A 25,994-nucleotide genomic window follows, 5' to 3' on the forward strand; every position below is an offset into this window, starting at 1 on the left:
TGGAGGAAAAATGAAGAATCATTACGAATTTATATTAAAGGATACGCAGGAGCTGGTCTATGAGTCTATGTGCACCCAGATAATGGATGAGAAAGACGAAAACTTTGGGGCTTTCATGGATAGAGACCGCATTCTTGACGCCAAGTATACAATCTACAGAACTGCGTCCATGATATCACTCTATTGTTGTAAGGACAGCGAGCTTTTCAGAGATGAAAAGCTTTTTAAAAGAATAATGGCAGGACTTGGCTTTGCTGAGAAAATGCAGCTTGATAGTGGACTTTATGACTATGTAACTTGCAATTTCAGCTCAGCACCTGATACGGCTTTTTGTATAAAAAAGCTGATGCCGATTTTCTTTTTTCTAAGAGATGTTTGTGGTGATAAGAGAACTGATAAGGAAGATGAAATCTATAAGATAATTGAGGGAATAATCAGGAAAGCAGCCAGAGGAATAATAACGGGTGGGTTTCACACTCCTAACCATAGATGGGCTATAGCGTCAACTCTTATGGAGTGTTATAAGATCTACGGCGATGAGGATATGAAGCTTTGCGCGGAGAGGTATCTGGCAGAAGGAATAGACTGCAACGAAGATGGCGAGTATGCGGAGAAATCTGCCGGAAATTACAACCGTGTCAACAACGATGCCATGATAACGCTTGCAGAAGCTACAGGAGATAAGTCATATGAGGAGTATGTTATCAGGAATCTTCGTATGATGCTTCATTACTGGGAGCCTGATGATTCAGTGTTTACGGCCAATTCCACCAGGTTTGATAAAGACCGCCTCATGTATCCGACTGATTACTATACAGAGTATATGCTGATGGCTCAAAGATATGATATTCCTGAGTTTTTTGAGATGTGCAATTACATTATAGATGTGTGTAAGAGGCGCAATCTTCATGGCCCGGATTGCCTTATTTATTTCATGTGGTATCCGGAATGGATAAATACTGAGCATGAAGGCATTTACAATAATCCTGACTATCATGTTTTTTACCAGAATTCTGGTATTTCCAGAAACAGGACTGGAAGATATACCTATACAGTGATGAAGGGCAAATCCAATTTCCTTTATTTTCACAATGGAACAATAAAGCTTGAGATGAAGGTTGCAGGAAGCTTTTGCGAGCATAGGGCCTTTAAGGGCGAGACTATGGAGGAGACTGAAAATGGTCTTCATCTGCATCAGACTATGCATGGTTGGTACTATCTGCCCTGGAGCATAGACAAAAAACCAGCTACAAACGATTGGTGGCAGATGGAGAATGACAAGCGCGACAAGAAGATGGGCCCTGATATGGATATTGATGTATGGGTTCAAGAGAGCAAAGAGTGCGATGGAATTGATGTACGCGTCAAGACAAGTGGCGTGGATGGAGCCCCATGGAGAATTGAGATGTCTTTTACCGGGGCAGATTTCCTTGAAAACAGCCATATGGCAACTAATCTGAAAGGGAATGAGACTATTATAGCCAAGGATGGTGAAATTCAGCTATCTAATTCCAGGGATACGCTGATAATTGGTCCTGCCTTTGGAACTCACAGATTTATGGAGGGAAAAGAGGACTCAGAGGGCACAAATGCAGGTTCTTCCACCATTTACTTTACGGATTATACAGGCTTTGATCATACAATAACGATCAGAAATATGAGAAGTCAGATTTAGGGGAAAATCTAGAGCAAAAAATGCAATGTTTTTTGCGAATAAGTAAAAAAATCGACTATTTAGAGGACAATGCCTCTGATAAAATATGATTATCGTAAGGTGTAGCGAAAAGCTAAAAGGAGGAATTATGAGAAGGAAAATGAACTCAAAAGCAGTATCATTAGTACTTGCTGCAGCAACTGGCATGACGATGTTGGCAGGCTGCGGTGGGGCAGCAACTCCTGCGCAGACAAGTGGGGATACGAGCGCTACTACAGAAGCTACTGCAGTAGAAGCTCAGACAGGTGACATTGCATCCAATACTGAGGAGGTTACAGTAGAGGGATTTGCAGAGGCACCAATGCTGGCTGATCAGGTAGCAGCCGGAAATTTACCAGCTGTGGAAGAGAGAATTCCTGATGCGGACAACGTTTTTGTTGAAACTGTAGATGCAACAGGTGCTCCTTTGGAGATCGGATCATATGGCGGAGTTATCAACTTGGGTCCAGCAGGCGGAAGCTGGGGACTTTCAAGACCATCTCTTGAGTCTATAATCCGCTACAATACTGATGGATCTTATTATCCAAATGTCATCAAGTCATTTGAGCATACTGATGACTACACAACTTGGACTTTCCACTTAAGAGAGGGCATGAAGTGGTCAGACGGAGAGCCATTTACAGCAGATGACATAACATTCTGGTATTATATGTGCCATCTTACAAACTATGATAGCAAGAAGAGCTGGGCAGCTCTTAAGGAAGAAGTAGATGGCGAGGATGCATGGGCAGATCTTAAGAAGGTAGATGACTACACAGTCACATGGACTTTCGTTAATCCCAAATATCCAGCGGATTTCATTGAAAACGGCGATTTTAAGTGGTGCTGGGCTCCAGCTCACTATTTAATGGATCTTATTCCTGATTCTGAGGATTATCCTTATGTTGAGAATGAATATTATCAGAGCACAGGACTTTCAGAGGAAGAAGTTCTTGCCAATGCTCAGAAGAAGAACATTGACGCAGCTACAGTCAAGGATCTTGGCAAGTCAGTATCCTACAACTTCTGGAATGTAGCAGGAATTCCTACTGTTAATTCTTTTGTTCTTTCAACAGTACCCGGCAATAGCTCCAAAGATGACACACTTTGCATCATGGACCGCAATCCATACTTCTGGAAGGTTGATGCAGCTGGCAATCAGCTTCCATATGTAGATGCTCTTCACTTCAATCAGACTTCAGAGGATGGACAGGATCTTCTTATGTTCCGTTCTGGTGAGATTGATATCATTGCTGTAGCAATGAAGGATATTGCAGCTACACTTTCAGATCTTGGAGATACAGCTTCTCTTCGTGAGTGGGGAACCACTAACTGGGGCAGCTATCAGGTAACCTTCAACTACACAAATCCTGATAAGAACTATGCAGATCTTTTTGCTAATCCGGATTTCCGTGAGGCCATTTCAATCTGCGTCGACAGAAATCAGGCTTCTGAACTTCTTACAGATGGCTTCCTTGAGCCAGGCCAGTGCGGACCTATGGAAGGAAATGTAGGCTATAGCCAGGAGTGGGTTGAAAAATGGACAGAATATGATGTAGACAAGGCAAAGAGCCTTCTTGAGGGCTGCGGCCTTAAGATGGGATCAGATGGATTCTACACATTCGCTGATGGTTCAGAGCTTATGCTCACATTCCTCGAATATGATGGTGGAATGGACGATGCATATCCTGTATTTGAGCAGTATTACAAGGCAGTAGGCCTTAACTGTGCTATCAAAAACCTTGAAGTTTCTGCATTCGATGAAGCTATAGATAACAACGAGTGGGTTGCAGTAATGGGACCTCATACAGCAGTTGGTGGAGCTTCACTTAAAGACAGAGCTGCTCCATTTGTTCCTATCGCTCAGGCAGCTGAGTGGTATGGTGAGTATGGCACATACTATGCAACAAAGGGTGCTCAGGGTGTTGAGCCTACAGGCGATATGGCTAAACTTGTTGAATTATATGACAAGTGGCGCTTAACAGCTGATGAGACAGAAAGAGACAGCTATCAGGCAGAGATTTACAAGATACATCAGGATAATCTCTGGACAATAGCTTATCTCAAGGCAGAGGGTTACTACGAACTCATCAATTCAAGTATTAAGAATTATGCAGATAATCTTGTATCTGCTGACTGCTACCAGTACGCTAACATGACACATTATGAAGTTCTTTTCAAGGCTGAGTAATGTATACGAAAATTGACTGGATAGAGTAAAAAGAAATCGGAGACGTGCGAGGACGGGGGTTTCCACGTCTCCGATTTTTACGATTTAAAAGGGGTATTTTTTATGGAGGACAAGGTTAGTAAAAAAAGCTTTGTTGAAGGTCTAAAGGAATTCTTCAGAAAAGATCTTGTTCAGTACATTGTTAAGCGTGTGCTGATGTTTTTCCCTACATTGCTTTTAATTTCAATATTGGTTTTCTTTGTTATTCAGCTTCCTCCCGGAGACTATGTTTCTGCACATATTGCAGCACTGGCAACGGAAGGTGAGCTTGTTGATGCTGATTACGCAGCATCCATGCGAGCAGATTACGGACTAGATCTCCCTGTCTGGCAACAGTATTTGAAGTGGGTAAAGGATATTATCTGGACACCTTCAGATACTCCTTATTACAGACTTTACCATTCTCACCATAACTGGAAGTATTCTTTTGCATACGGACGTGACGTCTGGAGCGTAGTTAATGACAGACTGGGTCTTACAATTGGTGTTACAGCAATAATCATGCTGTTTCAGTATCTTGTATCTATTCCTATTGCTGTTTATGCAAGTACTCATCAGTATTCAGCAGGCGATTACATTTCAGCCATAATAGGATTTCTAGGTACAGCTATACCAAACTTTATTCTGGCAATTGTGCTGATGTATCTCTCTTACAAGTGGACTGGCAATGCAAATGTAGGTCTGTTTAGTCAGGAGATGCTAAAAAACGGCGTTCATTTATATAATTTCGGAGAATTTCTAAAGAGGATGATAATTCCTATTATTGTAATTGGAACCAGCGGAACCTGTGGAATTATCAGATCGGTAAGAGCGCAGATGCTTGATGAGGTAGCACAGCAGTATACACTTACAGCAAGAGCTAAGGGAGTACCTGAGGGCAAGATCATCATGAAGTATTGCTTCAGGGCAGCTATAAATCCTACAGTATCAGGACTTGGCGGAGTTCTTTCAAGTCTGTTCTCAGGTTCTACTGTAACTGCACTTGTGCTTAACATGCAGATCCAGGGACCTGTACTATATAAAGCACTTCTTTCCCAGGACATGTACCTGGCTGGTGCTATCGTAATGATCCAGGCAGTTCTGGTTGTTATTGGAGTTCTTTTATCTGATATCGCTTTAGCCTTCCTGGATCCAAGAATTCGTTACTCAGGAGGTGGCAGATAATGGCCAAGAATAAGAAGACAAAAGAAGATTATTATCTTGCCTCTCAGTGGACATTGATGGCAAGAAAACTGCGCAGACACAAGCTTGCACAGATTTCGCTTGTTATTTTACTTGTTCTGTATCTCGGAGCTTTATTTGCAGATTTCCTTGCGCCCTATGGGCTTGATGAGTTTGACGGATTATACAGAAACTCAGCTCCAACTAAGATCTACACAATATTTGAAGACCAGCATGTAGGACCACATGTCTATAAGCTGGAGAAATCAATAGATAAAAAGACATTTGAAGTAAGACTTGAGCCTGATTTATCTGAGTATTACAAGATTGAGTGGTTTGTACATGGCACAAAATATAAGATTCTGGGCCTTATCCCCTGTGACCTGCATCTATTTGGTGTCGGTACAGGATCAAGTGGAGGAACAGGGGCCAAGATATTCCTTTTTGGAGCAGATTCACTGGGAAGAGATATCTTTTCACGAGTCCTATTAGGGGCAAGGATTTCACTGTCGATTCCCTTTGCCAGTGCTATCATAAGCTTCTTTTTGGGAGTTGCTATTGGATCAATTTCAGGATATTTTGGTGGTGTTATTGATATTGTTATCCAGCGTATCATCGAGGTTATCGGGGCAGTTCCGCAGATTCCTCTGTGGATGGCGCTTTCTGCAGCTATTCCGGCGGGAATTTCAACAGTTAAGATGTATTTTTATATGACAATTATTTTGTCCTTCATAAACTGGACAGGAATGGCCCGCATTGTCAGAGGTAAGTTCTTGTCTCTAAAAAATGAAGATTATGTAATGGCCGCAAGACTTGCGGGGGTTTCTACCTGGAAGATTATTTGGAAACACCTGGTTCCCGGATTTATGAGTTACCTTATCGTCTCTCTGACCCTGGGAATTCCTGGATCTATTGTGGGTGAGACATCAATGTCATATCTGGGTCTTGGGATCAAGTCACCTGCAACAAGCTGGGGAGTGCTTCTTCAGGAAGCAAGCTCAGTTACTGATGTGGCTTTAAATCCTCACAAGCTTATTCCTATTATCTTCGTAACGATCACAGTTCTTGCATTTAACTTCCTGGGAGATGGAATGAGAGATGCTGCGGATCCATACAAGTAATTTTGAGGAGCAGACCTATGGAAAAGGAAAACATAATTGAAGTTAAGGACCTCCACGTTGACATTAAGATGATGGAGGGCACTCTTACCCCGGTAAGAGGAGTTAATTTTGAAATAAAAAAAGGTGAAACCCTCGGACTTGTAGGCGAATCCGGCTGTGGTAAATCAATCACCTGTAAGGCAATCCTGGGGATAAATGACAAGAAGTGCATTCCCAGTGGCGAGATTGTTTTTAGAAATGAAGATGAAAATGAAGTTGATCTTCTTAAAATGGATCCCAAGGGAAAAGAGATCAGAAACGTTCGTGGTAAGCAGATTTCCATGATCTTTCAGGAACCGATGGTTGCTTTTTCACCAATGTATACTATCGGAAATCAGATCAATGAAGCTACCCTTCTGCACATTACCAAGGACAAGAAGAAGGCAAAAGAGATATCTCTTGAGGTCATGAGAAAGGTTGGAATTGCCAATGTAGAAAAGCGTTACAATCAGTATCCTCATGAATTCTCAGGCGGTATGTTGCAGAGAGCGCTTATAGCAATGGCTCTTGTATGTAATCCAAAGCTCTTGATAGCAGATGAGCCTACTACGGCTCTTGATGTTACAATCCAGGCTCAGATCCTTGAGCTTATGAAGGAGCTTCAGAAGGAATTTGACATGGCCATTCTGTTCATAACACATGACCTTGGCGTAGTTGCCAAGATGTGTGACAGAGTTGCTGTTATGTACCTTGGAAGGATTGTTGAAACAGGAGATGCGACTACAATTTATGCAAATCCTCAGCATCCTTATACACGTGGTCTTATGGGATCTGTTCATAAAATTGGCGGAAGAAAAGATGAGAGATTGTTTTCTATTGAGGGAACAGTGCCTCTTGCAATGAATCTGCCCAAGCAGTGCGGATTCTATGACAGATGTGATGCCAGGATTGAAGGCCTGTGCGATAAGGCTGAACCAGAGCTTGTCGAGATCGAAAAAGGCCACAAGATAGCCTGCTTTGCATGTCAGAATGCCGCTTGTCAGGCCCATAGAAAAGAGGTGGAGGAGAGACTTAAAAGAGAAGAGTCTACAAAAGAGCCTGTGGAAGGAGGTAAGAAGCGTGGAAAAAGATAATATCCTTGAAGTTAAGAACGTTCACAAGCGTTTTACCTCTAAAAATGTCACAGTAAAAGCTGTTACCGATGTTTCTTTTAGCGCACAGAAGGGGGAAACTATCGGAATTGTTGGAGAATCCGGATGTGGTAAGACTACACTTGGACGCTGTATTGTAAGGGCATACGAGGCTTCAGAAGGCGCTGTAATGTATCGTACACTTTCAGGGGAAGAGGTGGATTTTCTTAAAATTGATAAAAAGAAGATGAAAGAAATCCGCAAGGAAATTCAAATGATCTTCCAGGATCCCTATTCATCTCTTGATCCAAGGATGACTGTACTTGATATTATAAAGGAGCCGCTAAAAGCAAATTTCCCCAAGATGCCCAAGGCGGAGATGGATCAGAAGGCCAAGGACATGGCAGAGAAGGTTGGCCTTAATCCTGCATATCTAATGCGCTATCCACATGCTTTTTCTGGTGGCCAGAGGCAGCGTATTGGAATTGCCAGAGCACTTATACTAAACCCCAATATCATTGTATGTGATGAGGCGGTTTCAGCTCTTGACGTTTCCATTCAGGCTCAGGTCATCAATCTATTAAAAGACCTTCAGGATGAGATGAAACTTACTTATATCTTTATCTCACATGACCTTTCTGTAGTAGAACATATCTCTGATAAAGTGGGTGTAATGTACCTTGGAAAAATGGTAGAATATGGTACGACAGAGGAAATTTTTGCTCATCCCAGGCACCCATACACGGAGGCGCTTTTATCTGCGGTTCCAGTGGCAGATCCTACGTTTCACCAGGAGAGGATCCCACTAAAGGGAGAAATCCCAAACCCTGCAAATCCGCCAAGTGGCTGCTTTTTCCACACAAGATGTCAGTACTGCACTGAGGAGTGCAAGAAAAAGACACCTGAATACAGGGACTATGGCGGGGGACATTTTGCAGCCTGTATCCATGCAGATGAACTTAAACTTCGCGGATTTGATCTATAGTAATAGCGTTGCTTTGGGGGAAAATAAATGATCAAGATATACAGAGCACATAATTATCAGGATATGAGTAGGAAAGCGGCTAATATCCTGTCAGCACAGATAATAATCAAACCAGATTGTGTTCTTGGACTTGCAACAGGCTCATCGCCAATAGGCATATATGATCAGCTTGTAGAGTGGTACAAAAAGGACGACCTGGATTTTTCCAGAGTCAAGACTGTGAATCTTGATGAATATGTAGGCCTTGATGAGGATAATCCTCAGAGCTACCACTATTTTATGAAAAAGAATCTCTTTTCCAGAGTCAATATCAATAAGAATAACGTTCATGTTCCGGAGGGAACAAATCCCGATATGGAGGGAGAGTGCCTTTCCTATGAAAGAGCGATAGAATCCATTGGGGGAATAGACATGCAGCTTTTGGGGCTTGGTCCAAATGGCCATATAGGCTTTAATGAGCCCGGGGAATGTTTTACAAGGAAGACGCATATAGTTGATCTGGCAGAGAGCACAATAGAGGCCAATAAACGATTTTTCGAGGATGCCTCTCAGGTGCCAAGGCAGGCAATAACTATGGGCATTGGAACCATCATGAAAGCCAAAAAGATCCTGATGGTTGTAGATGGTGAAAAGAAAGCCAAAGTGCTAAAGGAAGCCCTGACAGGGGAAGTTACTCCGAAGGTACCAGCATCAATCCTGCAGCTGCATCCTGATTTTACGCTAGTTGCAGACGATGAAGCTCTTCAGTATATGGATGTATAAAATAAACAAGAGAAATGATTTAATCTTTATAAGTGCTTCTAAGTTTCTTAAGTTCATCTGTTACATCTATATCCTCATCAAGACCGGTATAGAGGATCTCTGGTACGAAACCAAGAGTGGAGGAGGTATAAAGGCTGCCCACAAACTTGTTTGGATCTTCATCTTTATTGATAACAGGTGTATTTATTTTGTTGGTGAGATAGGCTATAACAAGCTTTTTTTCAGGATCTATCATCAGTAAAGTTCCAGTCCAGCCCTGGTGACCTATAGTATTTGGGCTTGCCTTTGTGCCAAAGTACTTGGTTCTTTGCATATCGCCCTGTCTCCACCAGCCAAGGCCCCAGTTCTGATAATCAGTAGATTTTGGAGCTGTGAACTGTGCGATCACATCAGGTGAAAAGTAAGTTTTATTGTCATATGTACCGTCTATCATCAGGTATCCGAGTCTTGCCAGGTCTGTAGCGTTTGCGAATACACCAGCATGACCTGATACACCACCCATGCAATAATATGCCATTTCATCGTGAACCTGTCCCTGTATAGTATCAGTTCTTATCCCGGGAAAAGAGATATAACCATCCCTGGTATTTCCATTTAGCTCAGTGGCGGCAATTGAATCTGGCAAAAAGCCGTGCTCAAGGGGAGTGTAGGTTAAATGAGTCAGACCAAGCGGCTCAGCAAAGGTCTTTTTTAAATATGTATCAAGGTCCATTCCTGTCTTTTTCTCAACGATAAGACCAAGGATCATGTAGTCAACATCAGAATACATGACCTTAGTTCCAGGCTCGTACATAAGTGGTGTTTTACAGATTGCTTCTATAGTAGCTTCTTTTGCAGCTTGATCTGCAGAAACAGAAGAAAAAAGCGGATTTTCAATTTCAGGGTCGTATTCTAAAGTTTCCGGATTGATAGTTGGGTTATGATACTTGGGACTTGGAGGAAAGCCTCCCATATGCTTTAAAAGATGAGCAATTGTAAGCTCAGATTTCCAAGTGATTATAGTATCCAGATGGACATGAGCGCCCTCTTCATAGTCAACATAAATTGTATCACGATAAAATTCATCCCCCAGATAGTCGCATACTTTCTCATTTATATCTATTTCACCGTCTGTAACAAGCTTCTGGAGGGCATAGTTTACCCCTACCATCTTGCTGATAGAAGCAATGTCGTAGAGGGTATCCGTTGTCACTGGTGCAGAGTCAGTTTTCCTTGTACCATCAGGGTAATATGCATTTACTGATCCCAACCCCTTTTCATATACGAGCTTGCCATCCCTGACAATGGCCAGCTGAGCGCTTGGAAAGCCATTTTCAATATCGGTAGTTATTATATCTTCTATAAGCTCAATGCATTCTGGATGGATTCCGGATTCTTCAAGAGAGGCGGTTGGAATTGACTCAGAAGTAGAATCTGGCTCCAAGACATCAGCTGGAACTTCTATTGTGGTAGAGCTTGCAGCGGAATCTGGTTGTTTCTCATCAGCAGTCACTTCGACATTTGTGGATTCAGAAGTGTTAATTTCACTGGAGTTTGCACCACATGCCGTGGCAGTAGTGATAAGTGCGGCGATAAGTGCCATAGAAATTCTAGAACATAGTTTGTTTCTCATTTTATCCCCCTCAAAATCATACAAACAATAAAATTTTATCATCAAATGATCATATTGTAACCTCAGCAAAAATAATGCACCTTTACTACTCCCGGGGAAAATAGTAAAATATAGGAAAACGTTTTCCGAAACAAATGGGAGGTAAAGAAAAAGTGAAAAGAGTGATCACAAATAAGGCTCTTGCGCTTATAATGGCGGTTTTGATGCTGGTAACAAGTTTTGTTTCCGGATTTGGAATGTCCATTACTGCAAGAGCAGATGAGGGAGTTACGCTTAAACTCCACTATCACAGGGAGGATGGAGATTACGCGAAATGGGATGTCTGGATGTGGCCTGATGGCGGTGAAGGCGCAGGATACCCATTGCAGGATGAAAATGGCGAGATGGTTGCGACCATGGCAGTTCCAAGCGGCTCTACCAAGGTTGGATTTATCGTAAGAACACAGGATTGGGACAAAGATGTTGATATGGATCAGTTTATTGATATATCCGAGGTTGTTTCAGGAACAGTGCATGCTTACGTTGAATCTGGCGTAGAAGGAGCCACAAAGGAATATGGAGATGATGTTATGACAGGAACAAAGCTTAAAACCGCAACTTATGATGGCAAGAATACTATTACAATTGAGCTTACAGGCGAGATAGAAGAGTCACTTATGGATTCTTTTTATGTCAGAGGTCGCCTTGGAGATGTGGAGGTTAAAAAGGTTTCATTAAAAGAAAAGGCCTCAGATAGCCAGTATTTCTATGATCTTAACATTGCTTCTGAGCTTGAATATAACAGAAACTACCGCGTTGGCTTTGACGGACAGGAATTTCCTGTAAATATGCCTATTATTTATTCAACACAGGAATTTGAGGACAAGTATACATATGAGGGCGAGGATCTTGGCGCCACCTATTCCAAGGACAAGACCACTTTCCGCGTATGGGCACCTACTGCTGAGGCAGTTTCTGTAAATCTCTATGAGTCAGGTGATCCATGGGAAAAAGATTTAAAAGAAACAGTCGAGATGACGCCTGATGAAAAGGGAACCTGGGTGGCAGAAGTTACTGGAGATCTTGCAGGTACTTACTACACCTATACAGCTATCCTTGATGGGTTAAATGTAGAAGCATGTGACCCTTATGCCAGAACAACTGGAGTTAATGGAAAAAGAGCTATGGTCATTGATCTTGATTCCACTAATCCGGAAGGATGGGACAGCGACAAGAATCCTCATAGTGGAGAGAAGATAAATGACGCAGTTATATATGAGCTGCACATCCGTGATTTTTCTGTAGATCCCGATGGTAATATGGTAAATGCTGGAAAATATACAGCATTTACTGAAACAGGAACAAAGACTAAAGGCGGAAAGGCTACAGGCATAGATTACATTAAGGACCTTGGAGTGACACACGTTCACCTTCTTCCTTTCTATGATTTTGGGTCTGTTGATGAGAATGCCACAACTACAGACAGATTTAACTGGGGATATGATCCTGTTAACTACAACGTTCCAGAGGGCTCATACTCTACTGATGCTCATGACGGTAATGTACGTGTAAGAGAAGCCAAGGAAATGGTAAAGGCTCTCCATGATAACGGTTTATCAGTTGTAATGGACGTAGTATATAACCACGTATACAGTGGTAAGGATTTCTGCATTAATCGTCTTGTTCCAGGCTATTTTTCAAGAATAAATGCCGATGGAACATATTCAAATGGTTCAGGATGTGGCAATGATACAGCATCTGAGCGCTCAATGGTCAGAAAATATATCGTTGATTCAGTTTGTTATTGGGCTGATGAATACCACATTGACGGCTTTAGATTTGACCTTGTGGGACTTCTTGATGTGGATACTGTAAATGAGATTGTTTCCGAGGTCCATAAGACTCATCCTGATGTTATTTTCTATGGTGAGGGCTGGAGCATGAATACTGATGTTACCAAGGACAATATCACTATGGCAACACAGCAGTTATCAGATAGAACTCCAGATTTTGCATACTTCAATGACAATATCAGAGATGGTTTAAAGGGAAGTGTATTTAATACATCAGAAACAGGCTGGGCTTCTGGCTCCAAGAATGCTGAGCGTGCTATGGCAGCATCTTTCCTTGCAACAGAAACCTGGTCCAAGAACCCATCACAGATAATTCAGTATGCATCCTGCCATGACAACAATACTCTTTATGACAGGATTGCTATGGCTAGAACAGATCTTGATGAAGAATCCTGGATCAAGATGAGTAATTTAGCTGCTTCTTTCTACATGACAGCCGAGGGTGTGCCCTTCATGCAGGCTGGCGAGGAGATTCTAAGAACTAAAGTCAAGGAAGACGGCTCTTTTGACTCCAACAGCTATAGTTCAGGAGACGAGGTCAATAGTCTTAAATGGGAGACACTTGATGATCCCAAGTATCAGGAAAACTATGAGTTCTACAAGGGACTTATTGCCTTTAGAAAAGAGCATCCGCTTTTAAGGCTCACCTCAGGTGATGAAGTAGCTGCGAGAGTCACAGCTGTAACTGATCTTGATAAGAATGTATTGGCATTTACCATGGACAATACAGACAAGGCTGTAGAGGGCGAGACTGCAGAGCAGATTTTCCTTGCATTTAACCCAAATGACGCAGCTACAACTATTACTCTGCCTGAAGGAAACTGGAATGTTTGTGTAAAGGGTACAAAGGCCGGAACAGAGGTAATAGAGACCGTTTCAGGAACACTTACCGTTGATCCTGTTTCTGCAGTAGTTCTTGTAAAAGGCGAGAAAAAGGGCGCAGCAAGCACTAAGGCTCCACTACTTCCTATAGTCGCTGGCGCTGCAGGATTAATTGCTATAGTAGGCGGTATCTTTGTAGTATTGAAGAGAAAAAGAAATAAATAACAAATGTTATATTTGGCCTGCATCTTAGCAAGATGCAGGCTATTTTGATACAATAGAAACTGATGTCAGGATCAATGTAAATTTGTGTGGGGGATTTTATATGCAGATTCATGGACTTCAGAAAATGACTCTTTTAGATTTCCCGGGGAATGTGGCTTGCACCATTTTCCTTGGCGGGTGTGACTTCAGATGTCCATACTGTCACAATTTTGAGCTTGTTGATGGCAGCGCTGAGCCAATAATGGACGAGGGGGAATTATTTTCTTTTCTGGAAAAGAGAAAGGGAGTCCTGGATGGAGTCTGCATAACAGGAGGGGAACCATGCCTTAGGCAGGATCTTCCTGATTTTATAAGACGCATAAAGGCTCTGGGTTACAAGATTAAGCTCGATACAAACGGAGCTCATCCAGATATGGTAAAAGAGCTGATGGATGCGCAGCTTATTGACTATGTAGCCATGGATATCAAGAACTGTCCTGAAAAATATGCTATTACAGCAGGACTTACTGGACGAGCTAATAGTAATATATCCAAACATTTTAATATAGAGTCTGTTGAACAGACAGCTTCACTTCTTCTGGAAGGCCGCATAGATTATGAGTTTCGCACTACTGTAGTTGAGAGGTACCACACGGAAGCTGATTTTCATGAAATTGGAAAGTGGATTACAGGAGCAAAAAAATATTTTTTACAGCAGTATGTTCCCAGAGATACAGTACCAGACTGCACTTTGACAGCGCCGAGCCGTGAAACTATGGAAAACTTCATTAAAATAGTGAGGCAGTATGTACCGACTGCGGAACTGCGCGGTCTTTGATCAAACCACAATATCTTGTGGTCGTATAATCTGAAATATCTATATATTGACGAAATATTATATTAATGATATCTTAATCATAGTTAATATTCTTATGGCGGTTACTATTTTCAGTCTTTGAATTAATAGATTGTTCATAGTAACTTTGATTTTCTCTAGGGGGTTTCTTATGTATCAGGTTGTTAAACGCGATGGCACAATCGCAGAATTCGACATTTCCAAGATTTCAGCGGCAATTACAAAGGCATTTGTAGCGCTGGAGAAGGATTATCATTCCAGCGTTATTGATCTTATTGCACTTAGGGTGGCTTCAGATTTTGAGCCTAAGATAGTGAACGATAAGATCACAGTGGAAGAGATCCAGGACAGCGTTGAGAAGGTTTTATCTGAAGCAGGCTACACAGATGTGGCCAAGGCATATATCCTTTATCGTAAGCAGCGTGAGAAGGTTCGTAACGTTAATTCTGCGCTATTAAATTACAAGGATATTGTCAATGATTACCTTAAGATCAACGATTGGAGGGTAAAAGAAAACTCTACAGTCACATATTCTATTGGGGGACTTATTCTGTCTAATTCAGGTGCTATTACAGCTAATTACTGGCTTTCAGAAGTTTATGACGAAGAAATAGCATCAGCTCACAGAAGCGCAGCGATTCATATTCATGATCTTGCGATGTTAAGTGGTTACTGCGCTGGCTGGAGTCTTAAACAGCTCATTCAGGAAGGCCTTGGCGGAGTTCCTGGCAAGATCACATCTGCACCGGCTTGCCACTTATCAACTCTATGCAATCAGATGGTTAATTTCCTTGGAATTATGCAGAATGAGTGGGCGGGAGCTCAGGCATTCTCATCATTTGATACCTATCTTGCACCTTTTGTTAAGGTGGATAACTTGTCTCAGGCAGAGGTCAAGCAGTGCATTCAGTCATTTGTTTACGGTGTTAATACACCTAGCAGATGGGGAACACAGGCTCCATTTTCAAATATCACTCTGGATTGGACAGTGCCAAATGACTTGCGTAACCTAAATGCTATTGTGGGCGGCAAAGAGCTTGATTTCACCTATGGTGATTGTCAGCACGAAATGGACATGGTCAACAAGGCATTTATTGAGATAATGATTGAGGGAGATGCCAACGGACGCGGCTTCCAGTACCCTATCCCGACATATTCAATAACAAACGATTTTGATTTCAGCGAGACTGAGAATAATAAACTTTTATTTGAGATGACAGCTAAATATGGTACTCCATATTTTTCTAATTACATCAATTCAGACATGGAGCCAAGTGATGTCAGGTCCATGTGCTGCAGACTGCGTCTGGACCTTAGAGAACTTAGGAAGAAGTCAGGAGGGTTCTTTGGTTCAGGTGAATCTACAGGATCAATTGGCGTTGTTACCATCAATATGCCTAGAATTGCATATCTTGCCAAGGATGAGGAGGATTTTTACAAGAAACTTGACCATTTAATGGATATAGCAGCCAGAAGCCTTAAGACCAAGAGAGAAGTAATTACAAAGCTCCTGGATCAGGGACTTTACCCATACACCAAGAGGTACCTTGGAACCTTTGCAAACCACTTCTCAACCATAGGACTTATTGGTATGAACGAAGTTGGTCTTAATGCCAAGTGGATTGGCGCTGACATGACTGATAAGAGGACTCAGGAATTTACCAAGGATGTCCTTATCCACATGAGAGATCGCCTTTCAGATTATCAGGAGAAGTACGGAGATCTTTATAATCTGGAGGCTACGCCTGCGGAGTCAACAACCTATCGATTCGCCAAACATGACAAGGAAAAATATCCTGATATTATAACTGCAAACATGGATGGAACCCCTTATTATACTAATTCTTCGCATCTTCCAGTTGGCTATACAGAGGATATTTTCTCTGCCCTTGATATTCAGGATGAGCTTCAGACTCTGTATACATCAGGAACAGTATTCCATGCTTTCCTCGGAGAGAAGCTCCCTGACTGGAAGGCTGCAGCTAATCTTGTTAGAAAGATTGCTCAGAACTACAAGCTTCCATACTATACCATGTCTCCAACATATTCAGTATGCAAGAATCACGGATATCTTTCGGGAGAGCAGAAGGTTTGTCCTCACTGCGGTGAAAAGACTGAGGTTTATAGTAGGATCACTGGCTATTACAGACCAGTTGCCAACTGGAATGATGGAAAAGCCCAGGAATACAAGGATAGAAAGGTTTATGATATTGGACGTTCTGTGCTGAAACATGAAAAAGCAATTAGTAATTCAGAGCAGATCCAGTCAGGATCCAGCTTTGCAGAAGCTGCGATAAAAAAGTCTAATAAAGATGCAAGTATAAATGCCTTAAATGTGGATGAGGCGGTAATGCTCTTTAAAACACAGACCTGTCCAAACTGCAGGATTGCCGGAATGATGCTTGATAAAGCAGGAATTCAATATAAAGAGCTGGATGCGGATGAAAATCCAGAGCTTGTAGAAAAATATAATATAATGCAGGCTCCGACACTTATAATCCAGTCAAAAGATGCCTTCCAAAAGCTCAACGGTGTTTCAGATATCAAGGGATGGCTGGGAGAGAGAATTTCATAAAAATTTAGAAGCCGGATTTACTAAAACAGTAAATCCGGCTTCATTAATTAAAACATCAAAGAAGAGAATCAAGCTTACCAGCAAGAACATCAGCATGCATAGCTCCTGTAAGGGTTTCTACAAGCTCACCGTTCTTGAACATTAAAAAGCTTGGGATTGACATGATATTGTACTTGGCTGCAAGCGCAGATTCCTCGTCAGAATTGATCTTACCAACCTTGATCTTTCCATCATACTTTTCAGCCATTTTCTCAACAACTGGCATCATCATCTTGCAAGGACCGCACCAGTCTGCATAGAAATCAACAAGAACAGGGATGTCGCTCTTTAAAACCTCTGTATCAAAATTTTCCTGTGTAAATTTATACTCCATAAATAAGTACCTCCAATTATTTGTAAGAAGATTTTTTGTATCTGATAATTACATTGTACACAATCTAAAATAATTGTCAACAATTAAATTGTAAATATTATATTAAAACGAAAAATATTATATGAGATTTAGAAAAATATAACCCCCCAGGGGGCTTACTGACTGGATTTTTAAATGCTATACTTCGATTACTGCGTGGGCAGACTGGCTTTTTTACACAAGCACAGTCTGTTTTTACTGTCCGGGAGGAATTAAATGGATCTGGAGTATGTAAAAAATATATGGAAACTTAAAAAGGGAAATCTTCAGGCTGAGATTGCAGCCTGGGATAGCACTGCCGAAGAATATCTATATGAAGCTAAGAACAATTTTATGGAAGATCCGTTTCTTAGTTTTCTTGCGGATAAGATACAGCTAGAAAAATCTATGGTCACTCTGGATGTAGGATGCGGGGCAGGAGCATATTCTGTAGAACTTGCTTCAAAAGTTGCTAAGGCAGAGGGTGTTGATCTATCACCCAGGATGGTGGAGCTTGGGAATAAATATGCATCAGAACATAATATACAGAATCTTGAGCTCAAGGTTGAAGACTGGCATACGTGCGATATTTCACCTTATAAAAGAAAATACGATGTAGTTTTTGCGCATACAACACCGGCAGTAGCCGATTACTCCACTTTGGTAAAAATGTGTGAGGCTTCCCGAAAGTATTGCTTTTTGTGTAAACCAGCACGGCGCACAGATAAGGTGTTCGATGAAGTAAAGCGTATAGCAGGTGTTGCTGACAAAATGGGGTCAGATGAGTCTGTCGCATATACCTTCGATACCCTTTGGGGGCTTGGCTTTAATCCTGAGGTCATGTATTCGCAGCAAGTCTGGCTTCCAAAGAAAACATTGCAGGAAGCGCAGAATTGGTACATAGGACGACTAAAAGGGTATTATAGCCCATCAGATGAGGCAGTTAATGAGGTAAAACAGTACCTGGAATCAATTGCAGTTGATGGATATATACATGAGCGCATAGACACAACCCTTGTAAACATGTATTGGAAGGTATGATAAAGAACTAGTAACCTGATTTATCAGGTCTATATATGGAGGTAGGTATGAAAAGAAATAAGAAATTAAGATCATTGGCAGTGGCATTAGTTATTGCAATGCAGGTGGCAACAGGCTGTGGAAATGCGAAGCCACAGGACACAGCCCAGGCAGAGGCGTCCGTTGCAGAGGCAGCAACTGATGTTAGTGGAGCAGAGACTAGCAGTTCACAAGTAGTAGAAAATGAAGATGGAACACGTACTATCACAGATGTATTTGGACGTGAAGTAGTTATTCCAGATGAGGTTAATACATGTGCAGCGTTGGGGAGCGCAGCACGTCTTGTAGTATATGCAGGTGGAGTGGATAAGATCACAGGATGTACCGAGATGGAACTGAAAGGCGCTCCAGGAATGCCTTTTGCTTATGCTAATAAAGAACATTTTGCAAATTGCACAGCCGTTGCATCTGGCGGAAGCGGTAACGCGGACTATGCAGAGGCCCTTATTGAGCTGAATCCTGATGTGGTTTTTTACCAGGATTCAGATACAGTTGCTATCGAGGAACTGGCACAGAAGACAGGGCTTCCTATAATTGGAATTTATGGAGATGCGTTTAATTCCCCACATCTTACACAGTCGATTTCTCTTATTGGTGATGTCCTTGGAACCAATGAACATGCAGATAAGGTAGTTGAAGCGATAGATGGATGGGTAAAAGACCTCAATGACCGCACAAAGGATATACCTGAAGAAAACAAGCCAACAGTCTATCCTGGAGCAGTAAGCTGGAGTGGCGGACATGGCTTTACCGGAACATATGCTGGATATGCGCCACTTGAAGCTATCAATGCAATAAATCTTTCAGATACACTCGGTGCAACTGATGGCTTTGAGGTTAGTATTGAGCAGATCCTTGAATGGGATCCAGAGATCATTTTCCTGAATCCAAGTAACATGGAACTTGTAAATGAAGACTATGCATCTAATTCTGAGGCTATTGATAGTCTTACAGCTGTAAAGGAAGGCAAAGTATATTCACAGGTAAACTTTAACTATTATTGGTGCAATATGGAACTTGCAATCGTTGATTCTTACTATGCAGGCAGCATTATTTATCCTGAGGCTTTCGCTGATGTGAATTTTGAAGAGAAGGCAGAAGAAATCTTCAATACAATGATTGGTATGGATTATCTTGATGTACTTGATGAAAATAATATGGGCTTTGGACCAATTACTATTGGTGAGTGATCATGGGAAAAGAAGAAATGACAAGTAGTCAGGAGTATAGGGCTTTCATTGGTAAAAAGAGATTGATCCTTCTGGTACTTTTTGTATTCTCATTGATAGCATTTTTGGCAGCTATAGCACTAGGTTCATCTAACATAGCTATAGACAGAGTTCTGGCTACTTTAATAGGAAGTGGAGAGCAAAAAGAAAAAATAATAATCTTAAATATCAGGCTCCCCAGGGCAGCAACAGCTGTAATTGCTGGATTTGGGCTAGGAATTGTGGGCTGCGTTATGCAAGGGATACTTCATAACCCGCTGGCTTCAGCATCAACCATAGGTGTATCCCAGGGAGCGGCTTTCGGAGCAGCTTTTGCGATAATTGTACTCGGCGGCGGACTTATGTCCGCCAGTAGTCAGGGAGCTCAACTTAGCGTCAGCAATCCTGCTATGACCACAATTTGTGCATTTATTTTTTCTATGGTATCAACCCTGTTCATTGTGCTTTTATCAAGATTTCGTAGTATGGAGGCTGGAACACTCCTTTTGTCCGGTGTTGCGCTTAGTTCACTTTTTTCTGCAGGAACAACTCTTCTTGAGTACTTTTCAGATGATGTTCGCGTTGCAGCAGTTGTTTACTGGACTTTTGGCGACCTTGGCAGTACTTTTGGCAAAGATATCATTATCATGGCGGCGGTTGTCATCTTTGCTACTATCTATTTTGTCTTTAACTGCTGGAATTATAATGCTATGCAGGGAGGCGATAACACCGCTAAGGGCCTTGGAGTAAACACTAGACAGATACTGATAATGGGAATGGTCGTATGTTCTTTTACAGCTTCTACAATTGTTTCTTATGTCGGTATTATCAACTTTGTGGGCCTTATTGCACCACACCTTGTTAGAAAATTTGTAGGAACGGATTATAGATTTCTTTTACCTGCATCTGGACTTGCTGGTGCGATTCTTTTGCTTTTAAGTGACACTGCGGCCAGATTGGTCATAGCGCCTATAGTGCTTCCGATTGGCGCCATAACTTCTGTTCTTGGGGCACCGATGTTCTTGTGGATCATTTACAAAGGTAGGTGGAAAAGATGATAGATACTAAATGTGTAAGCTTTTCCTATAGGGGAATGGATGCGGTTCTCAGAAATATTACTGTTAAGGAGAACGCGGGACATTGCCTTGCGCTATTAGGGAATAATGGTGCAGGGAAAAGCACCTTTTTAAAGTGCTTAAACCATATTCTTTCCGCAAAAGATGGCGTAATAGAAGTAGATGGACTTAACATCAGACAGGCTAGTAGAAGCGAGATAGCCAGGAGGATGGCTTATGTAGAGCAGCATACACACGCCGATGTCCTTACTGTTTATGACACTGTTTTGCTGGGACGAAAACCTCATATTAAGTTTTCACCGACAGAAGAGGACTATCAGATAGTGGAGGCGGCCATACGCAGAATGCATCTGGAGAAGCTGTCTCTTAGAAATGTCAATGAATTGTCTGGTGGTGAGCTCCAAAAGGTGGCGCTTGCCAGGGCCCTTGCTCAGGAGCCAAGAGTTTTGCTTTTGGATGAACCTACGGCAAGCCTTGATCTGTGCAATCAGCATGAAGTTATGAAGGTGGTATCAGATATCGCACGCGATAACAATATTCTTGTGGTAGTGGTGATCCATGATCTTAATCTTGCACTTAAGTATTGCGATAGATTTATGTTGATACGTAATGGAGAGGTTTACAGCTACGGAGATAAGTCAACTATTACTGAGAAGGCAATCATGGAAGTTTACGGCGTAGATACGACTGTAACAGATATTAATGGCAATAGAGTAGTTGTAGTTAGTTGATCTATATAAAATTTTTAAAGGAATTCGGGAGAAAAAAATGATCAAAAGTGAACTTTGGGATAAAGCAGCCGCTTTTCATGGACATGTTTGTGGTGGGCTTACAATAGGCTATCAGGCGGCAATATATGCAAAAGACTTACTGGACATTTCTTTTTCTGAGGATGAAGAAATAGTATGTATAAGTGAAAATGATGCCTGCGGAGTAGATGCAATCCAGGTGGTGCTTGGATGTAGCGTAGGAAAGGGCAATCTTTTGTTCCATATGAGAGGCAAGCAGGCTTTTTCTTTTTATAACAGGAAAACAGGAAAATCTGTTCGTCTAGTCTTAAAACCAAGACCAAGAGAGATGACAAGGGAAGAGTCTTTCGAATATTATCAGAACTGTGAACCACAAGATATGTTTGATGTAAAAGAGACGACAATAGAACTTCCAGAGCAAGCTCGAATCTTTGAATCTGCAAAATGTGAGTGCTGCGGTGAAGTAACAGGAGAAAAGTGGCTTCGCCTTGTGGGAGGCAAAAAACTCTGCCTGGACTGCTGGCCAAAATACGATCGTTTTAATGTCTAAATCTAAAAAGTAAGGGGTGTCACTTGATTGTGACACCCCTTAAATAATTTAATCAGGAAATTATTTAAAGTTCGAAGCATTCTCACCAGCGATTCTTCCAAATACAACGATGTCGGCAACGGCATTTCCGCCGAGACGGTTAGCACCGTGGATTCCGCCAGTGACTTCTCCGCAGGCATATAGACCGGGGATAGGAGTTCCATCTTTTGAAATGACCTGAGCTTCAGTATTTATCTTGACACCGCCCATACAGTGATGTATTCCAGGGCCAACGTTAACTGCGTAATAAGGCCCGGAAGAGAGATCAGTAAGTGGCGTTCCGATATCTCTTGAAAAATCTGGATCTTCGCCAGCTTTTACATAGCCAGACCATTTGCTAACTGTATCTAAAAGGGCAGTAGTGGCGTTTGCATCAAATTCCATTGCTGCTGCAAGATCATTTAGAGTATCACCCTTTACCAGGTATCCGCTCTTATCAAGTTTTTTGATGACGGCAGAACCTTCATACATTTCCTGGTTGGCGATCAGCCATACATTTCCGCCTGTCTGAGCAACTTCAGCAGCAGAAACAGCATCTCTTGTGCCAGTTTCATTTGTAAATCTGATACCTTCTCTATTTACAAGGATTGCACCATCACCACGAAGAGCTTCTCCAACAAGAGCCCCATCAGTAGGTATAACTGTAGGATGAAGCTGGATCTGCTCCATGTCTACAAAGTCTGCACCAACTTCACCGAGGAAGTCGATAGCATCACCACTTGCAGTAGCAACATTTGTGGAGATAAAGCCTTCAAGATCAGGGCGAAGAGCTACGACACGGTCCATGTTTCCGCCAAATCCGCCTGTTGCAACAACAACTGCATTTGCATGGATTGTTATTGTTTCACCATATTCTCCAACGGCTATAACACCACAGGCTTTTCCATCTTCCATGATAATCTTATTTACGGAAGCGCCTGTTATTATTTCAACGCCCAGCTCATCAAGCCTTACACCTAGTGCAGATACTAAGAAATTACCTACTGAGGTTACATTTCCCTCAGCATCTGTAGGACGATGTGTTCTCTTTGCACTAAGTCCGCCCATAGTTCCAAGAGGGCCGGAAAGAGGAGCATTTTCCTTATCAAGCCAGTCTATAGCAGCAGAGGTATTCTCGGCAAGAGTTCTTACAAGCTCCGAATCATTTATTTCTTTTCCACTCTTCATTGTATCTTGCACGAAAAGATCTACAGAGTCCTCTACACCCTGCTCTTTTTCATAGTGTGTTTCTGCGGCATTCATTCCTGAGCTGGCTCTGCTAGTATTGCCGCCTAGAATATCGCTCTTTTCAAGGAGGATGACTTTCTTGCCATTTTCAGCTACAGTGATGGCAGCTGTCATACCTGCGCCGCCACCGCCTACTACAACTACATCTACAGTAGCTTCATAGTCTTCAGAGGCACCGCTGCCTTTATTACTTCCATCTGCCACAATTCCGGCCTGTGAAAGGGCTTGTCCTACAGCTTCAAGGAAGCCTTTTGAGGAGTAAGTGGCTCCGGATATGGCGTCAATGTTTACGTTCTGAGTCTTCAGAATCTTGGTGCGAAGCGCTTTGATGGCACTACCACCAATGGAAGGAGTTTCACCCTCTGTCTGATATGTAATGTCAGTGATTGTATTTCCTTCTACAAATACTGAAACCTTGATTTCACCTGCAAATCCTTGGGCTGCGCCATCATACTGATGTCCGTTTCGCTCAACAACATAGGTACTGCCCCAAATACATATAAGAAGCAGTGCTACTACAGCGAAACATGATATGATTCTCTTTGTAAGGGTATTCATGTAGCTTTTCCTTTCTATATACATAAACTACAAACGAAAATACATCTACATATTAACTATAATACATATCGGAACTTTATGCTAGAAAAAACAGTCCCTTTCGGGACTGTTTTTAGAGAAAGATAATATATTTACTCAACAACTTGACCATAAAAGAGAAGTTCTGGTGTTTCACTATCTGTAAGGATCATATACTTAAAAGGCTCGTCTGCAGTAAACTCTTTTACCTCAGGTTCAATTTCCACACATCCTTCTGTCATCATTATGACTGTTGCAGCAGTAGCTTCTACTCCACTTTCGTCAAGCTTGATCTTGGTCTTTTGTATAATATCTGTGATATAAAGGGACATCTCATTACTCATAACTGAAAAGTCTGCATCTTCTGTAAAAGGAGAGATAGCACCACGAGCTATACAAAAATCAATCAGCTGATTATCAGATAAAGATGTCTCAGTCTCAAATTTAGGAAGCTTTATAGCAACTTCTTCGTAGGATGCTTTTGAAATCTTAGAAGTTATATCATCCACATCACCAAGGATAAATACAGCATTTATGCCGCCATTCATAGGGAGAACAACAAATTTTCCGTTTTCATCCTCATAATACTTGAATCGATCCTGCTGGTTCATGAACTCTTTTTTTACAGTTGCACCTGAAATAGTGGTAAAATCATCTTCCTGAGTAGCATATTCTTCAAAGGCTGTTGCCCATGAGGTTTTCAGGTAAAGAGTATTTACGAGAATCAGGTCTGTCATTGATAAGTCGTCACTGATAGAGGGGATGAGGCCGTTTGTGTTTTCATTTATCCAGCCGTTGACCTTGTCTGTGATCTTGTCTGGGCTTACATTATCTGCTGTAGCGTCATAGTTTTGCTCTACATATGAGATATATTTTTTGGATAGCTTACCGCTTGACCTAGTGTTGCGCCAAATGGAGTTTTCCAGGTCAAATGCTCCTTCAGGAGCCTGTGAATCATCTCCGTAGTACTGGCTAAATTCTTCATAATCTTTCTTGGCATTTTCAAGCCATTTTGCGTAGTCTTCTTCAGATGATACAACCCCTTCGTACCAGGCAGTTACTTCCTCCATGCTATTAAATCCCATGGCATGCAAAAGTTCATTTTTAGTCTCATTATCTGCACCGGCAACAGCCAAGGCCAGAGCTGCTCTAAAAGACGTAGGAGATATCATAAAGTTTTGGTCTGCATAACCAGAGTCTTCTATAAACTTTATAAGTGAACTGTCAAAATCCATGTCCGCGTAATTCCCTTCATTATATGCTTCTGTTGTTTGAAGCTTGTCTGATCCTTCTGTCACTACCTTTACTTCACTTTCTTCTGTTTCTACAGGTGCAGATTCTACGGCCATTTCCTCAGTATTTGAGCCATCATTTTCTGGTGTTTGCTGCCTGGTAATAAGTCCGTTTCTAATAATAACTCCTGCTATTATAAAGAGAAAAAGACCTGCAGCTGCCAGGTAGTAGCGCTGAAAATGGGCTAGTTTCCTTCTCTTTTTTGAAGGAATCTTGTCAGCTGCACCTATATGCTTTGGATCAATTTCTCCAATAGCATCTAATAAATCATGTTCATTCATACTATAAATCCTCCCTCGTATAGGTAATTTCTTAGTTTTTCCCTCATCCTGAAAAGGGTTGTCTTAACCTTGCTCTGCGGAAGAGAGTATTTTTCACAGATTTCAGTAATGGATTCAAAATACCAATATCTGCTGACAAAAATATTTCGCTGTTCTTCTGGACAGGCATCAAGAAATTTGTTTATAAGCTCTGTAAGCTCTTTTGTTTCATTTTCATGTTCAACATCACTTGATCCTGCAATACATTCCAGCATTTCATCTGTGAGTTCACAGAAAAGTGCGGTTCTTTTCTGCCTGCTCTCGTGGCGCAGTCTGTCTATAGCCAGATGACGAATGATCCTTCCGACAAATGCAAATAAGTAGGTCCTTGGCTCATTTGGTGGAATCAGATTCCAGGTCTTGAGGTAGGCATCGTTTTCACATTCATCTACAGTTTCAGGGTCTGAAAGCACGTTTTTTGCTATCTTTTTTAATTTTGTTCCATATTTCTCCGCTGTTTCTGCTATAGCAGATTCATTGCGATCAAGGTAGAGCTCTACAATTTGTGAGTCATCCATAAGGA

The 25,994-nt window shown here is 41.7% G+C and carries 20 protein-coding genes; 15 read left to right on the plus strand and 5 right to left on the minus strand.

What is annotated here, in order from left to right:
• The first annotated feature begins 10 nt into the window (after positions 1-10).
• From BLO53_RS03325 to nagB, 7 genes are all read left to right on the plus strand, one after another.
• On the plus strand, positions 11-1,675 hold the full coding sequence (locus BLO53_RS03325) for a hypothetical protein (RefSeq protein WP_092059098.1): 1,665 nt from the start codon (positions 11-13) through the stop codon (positions 1,673-1,675).
• Between the two features lie 127 nt (positions 1,676-1,802).
• Positions 1,803-3,884 (plus strand): ABC transporter substrate-binding protein, encoded by a 2,082-nt coding sequence (locus BLO53_RS03330; protein WP_176757142.1) that lies wholly within the window; start codon positions 1,803-1,805, stop codon positions 3,882-3,884.
• A 102-nt stretch (positions 3,885-3,986) separates the two neighbouring features.
• Positions 3,987-5,087, plus strand: coding sequence for an ABC transporter permease (locus BLO53_RS03335; protein ID WP_176757143.1), 1,101 nt, complete (start codon positions 3,987-3,989; stop codon positions 5,085-5,087).
• The gene (locus BLO53_RS03340) at positions 5,087-6,205 is read left to right on the plus strand and encodes an ABC transporter permease (RefSeq protein ID WP_092059100.1); all 1,119 of its coding nucleotides are present in this window, start codon (positions 5,087-5,089) and stop codon (positions 6,203-6,205) included. Before BLO53_RS03335 ends, BLO53_RS03340 begins: the two co-directional genes overlap by 1 nt.
• A gap of 17 nt (positions 6,206-6,222) precedes the next feature.
• The gene (locus BLO53_RS03345; protein ID WP_092059101.1) at positions 6,223-7,317 is read left to right on the plus strand and encodes an ABC transporter ATP-binding protein; all 1,095 of its coding nucleotides are present in this window, start codon (positions 6,223-6,225) and stop codon (positions 7,315-7,317) included.
• On the plus strand, positions 7,304-8,299 hold the full coding sequence (locus BLO53_RS03350) for an ABC transporter ATP-binding protein (protein ID WP_242875284.1): 996 nt from the start codon (positions 7,304-7,306) through the stop codon (positions 8,297-8,299). The genes BLO53_RS03345 and BLO53_RS03350 overlap by 14 nt, the downstream gene beginning before the upstream one ends.
• A gap of 30 nt (positions 8,300-8,329) precedes the next feature.
• Positions 8,330-9,061, plus strand: coding sequence for a glucosamine-6-phosphate deaminase (gene nagB / locus BLO53_RS03355; protein WP_092059129.1), 732 nt, complete (start codon positions 8,330-8,332; stop codon positions 9,059-9,061).
• Positions 9,062-9,080: 19 nt separating this feature from the next.
• Here nagB and pbp4b read toward each other — a convergent pair whose 3' ends face one another.
• Complete coding sequence (gene pbp4b / locus BLO53_RS03360; protein ID WP_176757144.1) at positions 9,081-10,673, minus strand: penicillin binding protein PBP4B; 1,593 nt, start codon at positions 10,671-10,673, stop codon at positions 9,081-9,083.
• Between the two features lie 152 nt (positions 10,674-10,825).
• Here pbp4b and pulA point away from each other — a divergent pair, with 152 nt between their 5' ends.
• The 3 genes from pulA to BLO53_RS03375 all read left to right on the plus strand — a co-directional run bounded on the left by pulA (position 10,826) and on the right by BLO53_RS03375 (position 16,962).
• The gene (gene pulA, locus BLO53_RS03365; RefSeq protein ID WP_092059104.1) at positions 10,826-13,552 is read left to right on the plus strand and encodes a type I pullulanase; all 2,727 of its coding nucleotides are present in this window, start codon (positions 10,826-10,828) and stop codon (positions 13,550-13,552) included.
• Between the two features lie 100 nt (positions 13,553-13,652).
• Entirely contained in the window at positions 13,653-14,369 is a 717-nt protein-coding gene (locus BLO53_RS03370) for an anaerobic ribonucleoside-triphosphate reductase activating protein (protein WP_092059105.1), read from the plus strand.
• Positions 14,370-14,538: 169 nt separating this feature from the next.
• The gene (locus BLO53_RS03375) at positions 14,539-16,962 is read left to right on the plus strand and encodes a ribonucleoside triphosphate reductase (RefSeq protein ID WP_092059106.1); all 2,424 of its coding nucleotides are present in this window, start codon (positions 14,539-14,541) and stop codon (positions 16,960-16,962) included.
• Positions 16,963-17,017: 55 nt separating this feature from the next.
• Here the strand turns inward: BLO53_RS03375 and trxA are convergent, their stop codons facing one another.
• Positions 17,018-17,335 carry a thioredoxin gene (gene trxA, locus BLO53_RS03380; protein ID WP_092059107.1) on the minus strand — a complete coding sequence of 106 codons (318 nt, stop codon included), beginning with the start codon at positions 17,333-17,335 and terminating at the stop codon, positions 17,018-17,020.
• Between the two features lie 255 nt (positions 17,336-17,590).
• Here trxA and BLO53_RS03385 point away from each other — a divergent pair, with 255 nt between their 5' ends.
• Genes BLO53_RS03385 through BLO53_RS03405 form a run of 5 tightly spaced genes read left to right on the plus strand, consistent with a single transcriptional unit; the run spans position 17,591 to position 22,016 of the window.
• Positions 17,591-18,394, plus strand: coding sequence for a methyltransferase domain-containing protein (locus BLO53_RS03385; RefSeq protein WP_092059108.1), 804 nt, complete (start codon positions 17,591-17,593; stop codon positions 18,392-18,394).
• A 47-nt stretch (positions 18,395-18,441) separates the two neighbouring features.
• Complete coding sequence (locus BLO53_RS03390) at positions 18,442-19,623, plus strand: ABC transporter substrate-binding protein (RefSeq protein ID WP_176757145.1); 1,182 nt, start codon at positions 18,442-18,444, stop codon at positions 19,621-19,623.
• 2 nt (positions 19,624-19,625) lie between these two features.
• Positions 19,626-20,699, plus strand: coding sequence for a FecCD family ABC transporter permease (locus BLO53_RS03395; RefSeq protein WP_242875285.1), 1,074 nt, complete (start codon positions 19,626-19,628; stop codon positions 20,697-20,699).
• Positions 20,696-21,448 carry an ABC transporter ATP-binding protein gene (locus BLO53_RS03400; RefSeq protein ID WP_092059110.1) on the plus strand — a complete coding sequence of 251 codons (753 nt, stop codon included), beginning with the start codon at positions 20,696-20,698 and terminating at the stop codon, positions 21,446-21,448. Before BLO53_RS03395 ends, BLO53_RS03400 begins: the two co-directional genes overlap by 4 nt.
• Positions 21,449-21,485: 37 nt before the next feature.
• Entirely contained in the window at positions 21,486-22,016 is a 531-nt protein-coding gene (locus BLO53_RS03405) for an FmdE family protein (protein WP_092059111.1), read from the plus strand.
• 60 nt (positions 22,017-22,076) lie between these two features.
• On the opposite strand, the gene BLO53_RS03410 is transcribed toward BLO53_RS03405, so the two are convergent.
• From BLO53_RS03410 to BLO53_RS03420, 3 genes are all read right to left on the minus strand, one after another.
• The gene (locus tag BLO53_RS03410) at positions 22,077-23,840 is read right to left on the minus strand and encodes a flavocytochrome c (RefSeq protein WP_176757146.1); all 1,764 of its coding nucleotides are present in this window, start codon (positions 23,838-23,840) and stop codon (positions 22,077-22,079) included.
• Between the two features lie 131 nt (positions 23,841-23,971).
• Positions 23,972-25,432, minus strand: coding sequence for a serpin family protein (locus BLO53_RS03415; RefSeq protein WP_092059113.1), 1,461 nt, complete (start codon positions 25,430-25,432; stop codon positions 23,972-23,974).
• Positions 25,429-25,989 (minus strand): RNA polymerase sigma factor, encoded by a 561-nt coding sequence (locus BLO53_RS03420; RefSeq protein WP_092059131.1) that lies wholly within the window; start codon positions 25,987-25,989, stop codon positions 25,429-25,431. The genes BLO53_RS03415 and BLO53_RS03420 overlap by 4 nt, the downstream gene beginning before the upstream one ends.
• Positions 25,990-25,994 lie beyond the last annotated feature (5 nt).

The sequence above is a fragment of the Butyrivibrio sp. INlla14 genome (assembly GCF_900102515.1).
Classification (GTDB): domain Bacteria; phylum Bacillota; class Clostridia; order Lachnospirales; family Lachnospiraceae; genus Butyrivibrio.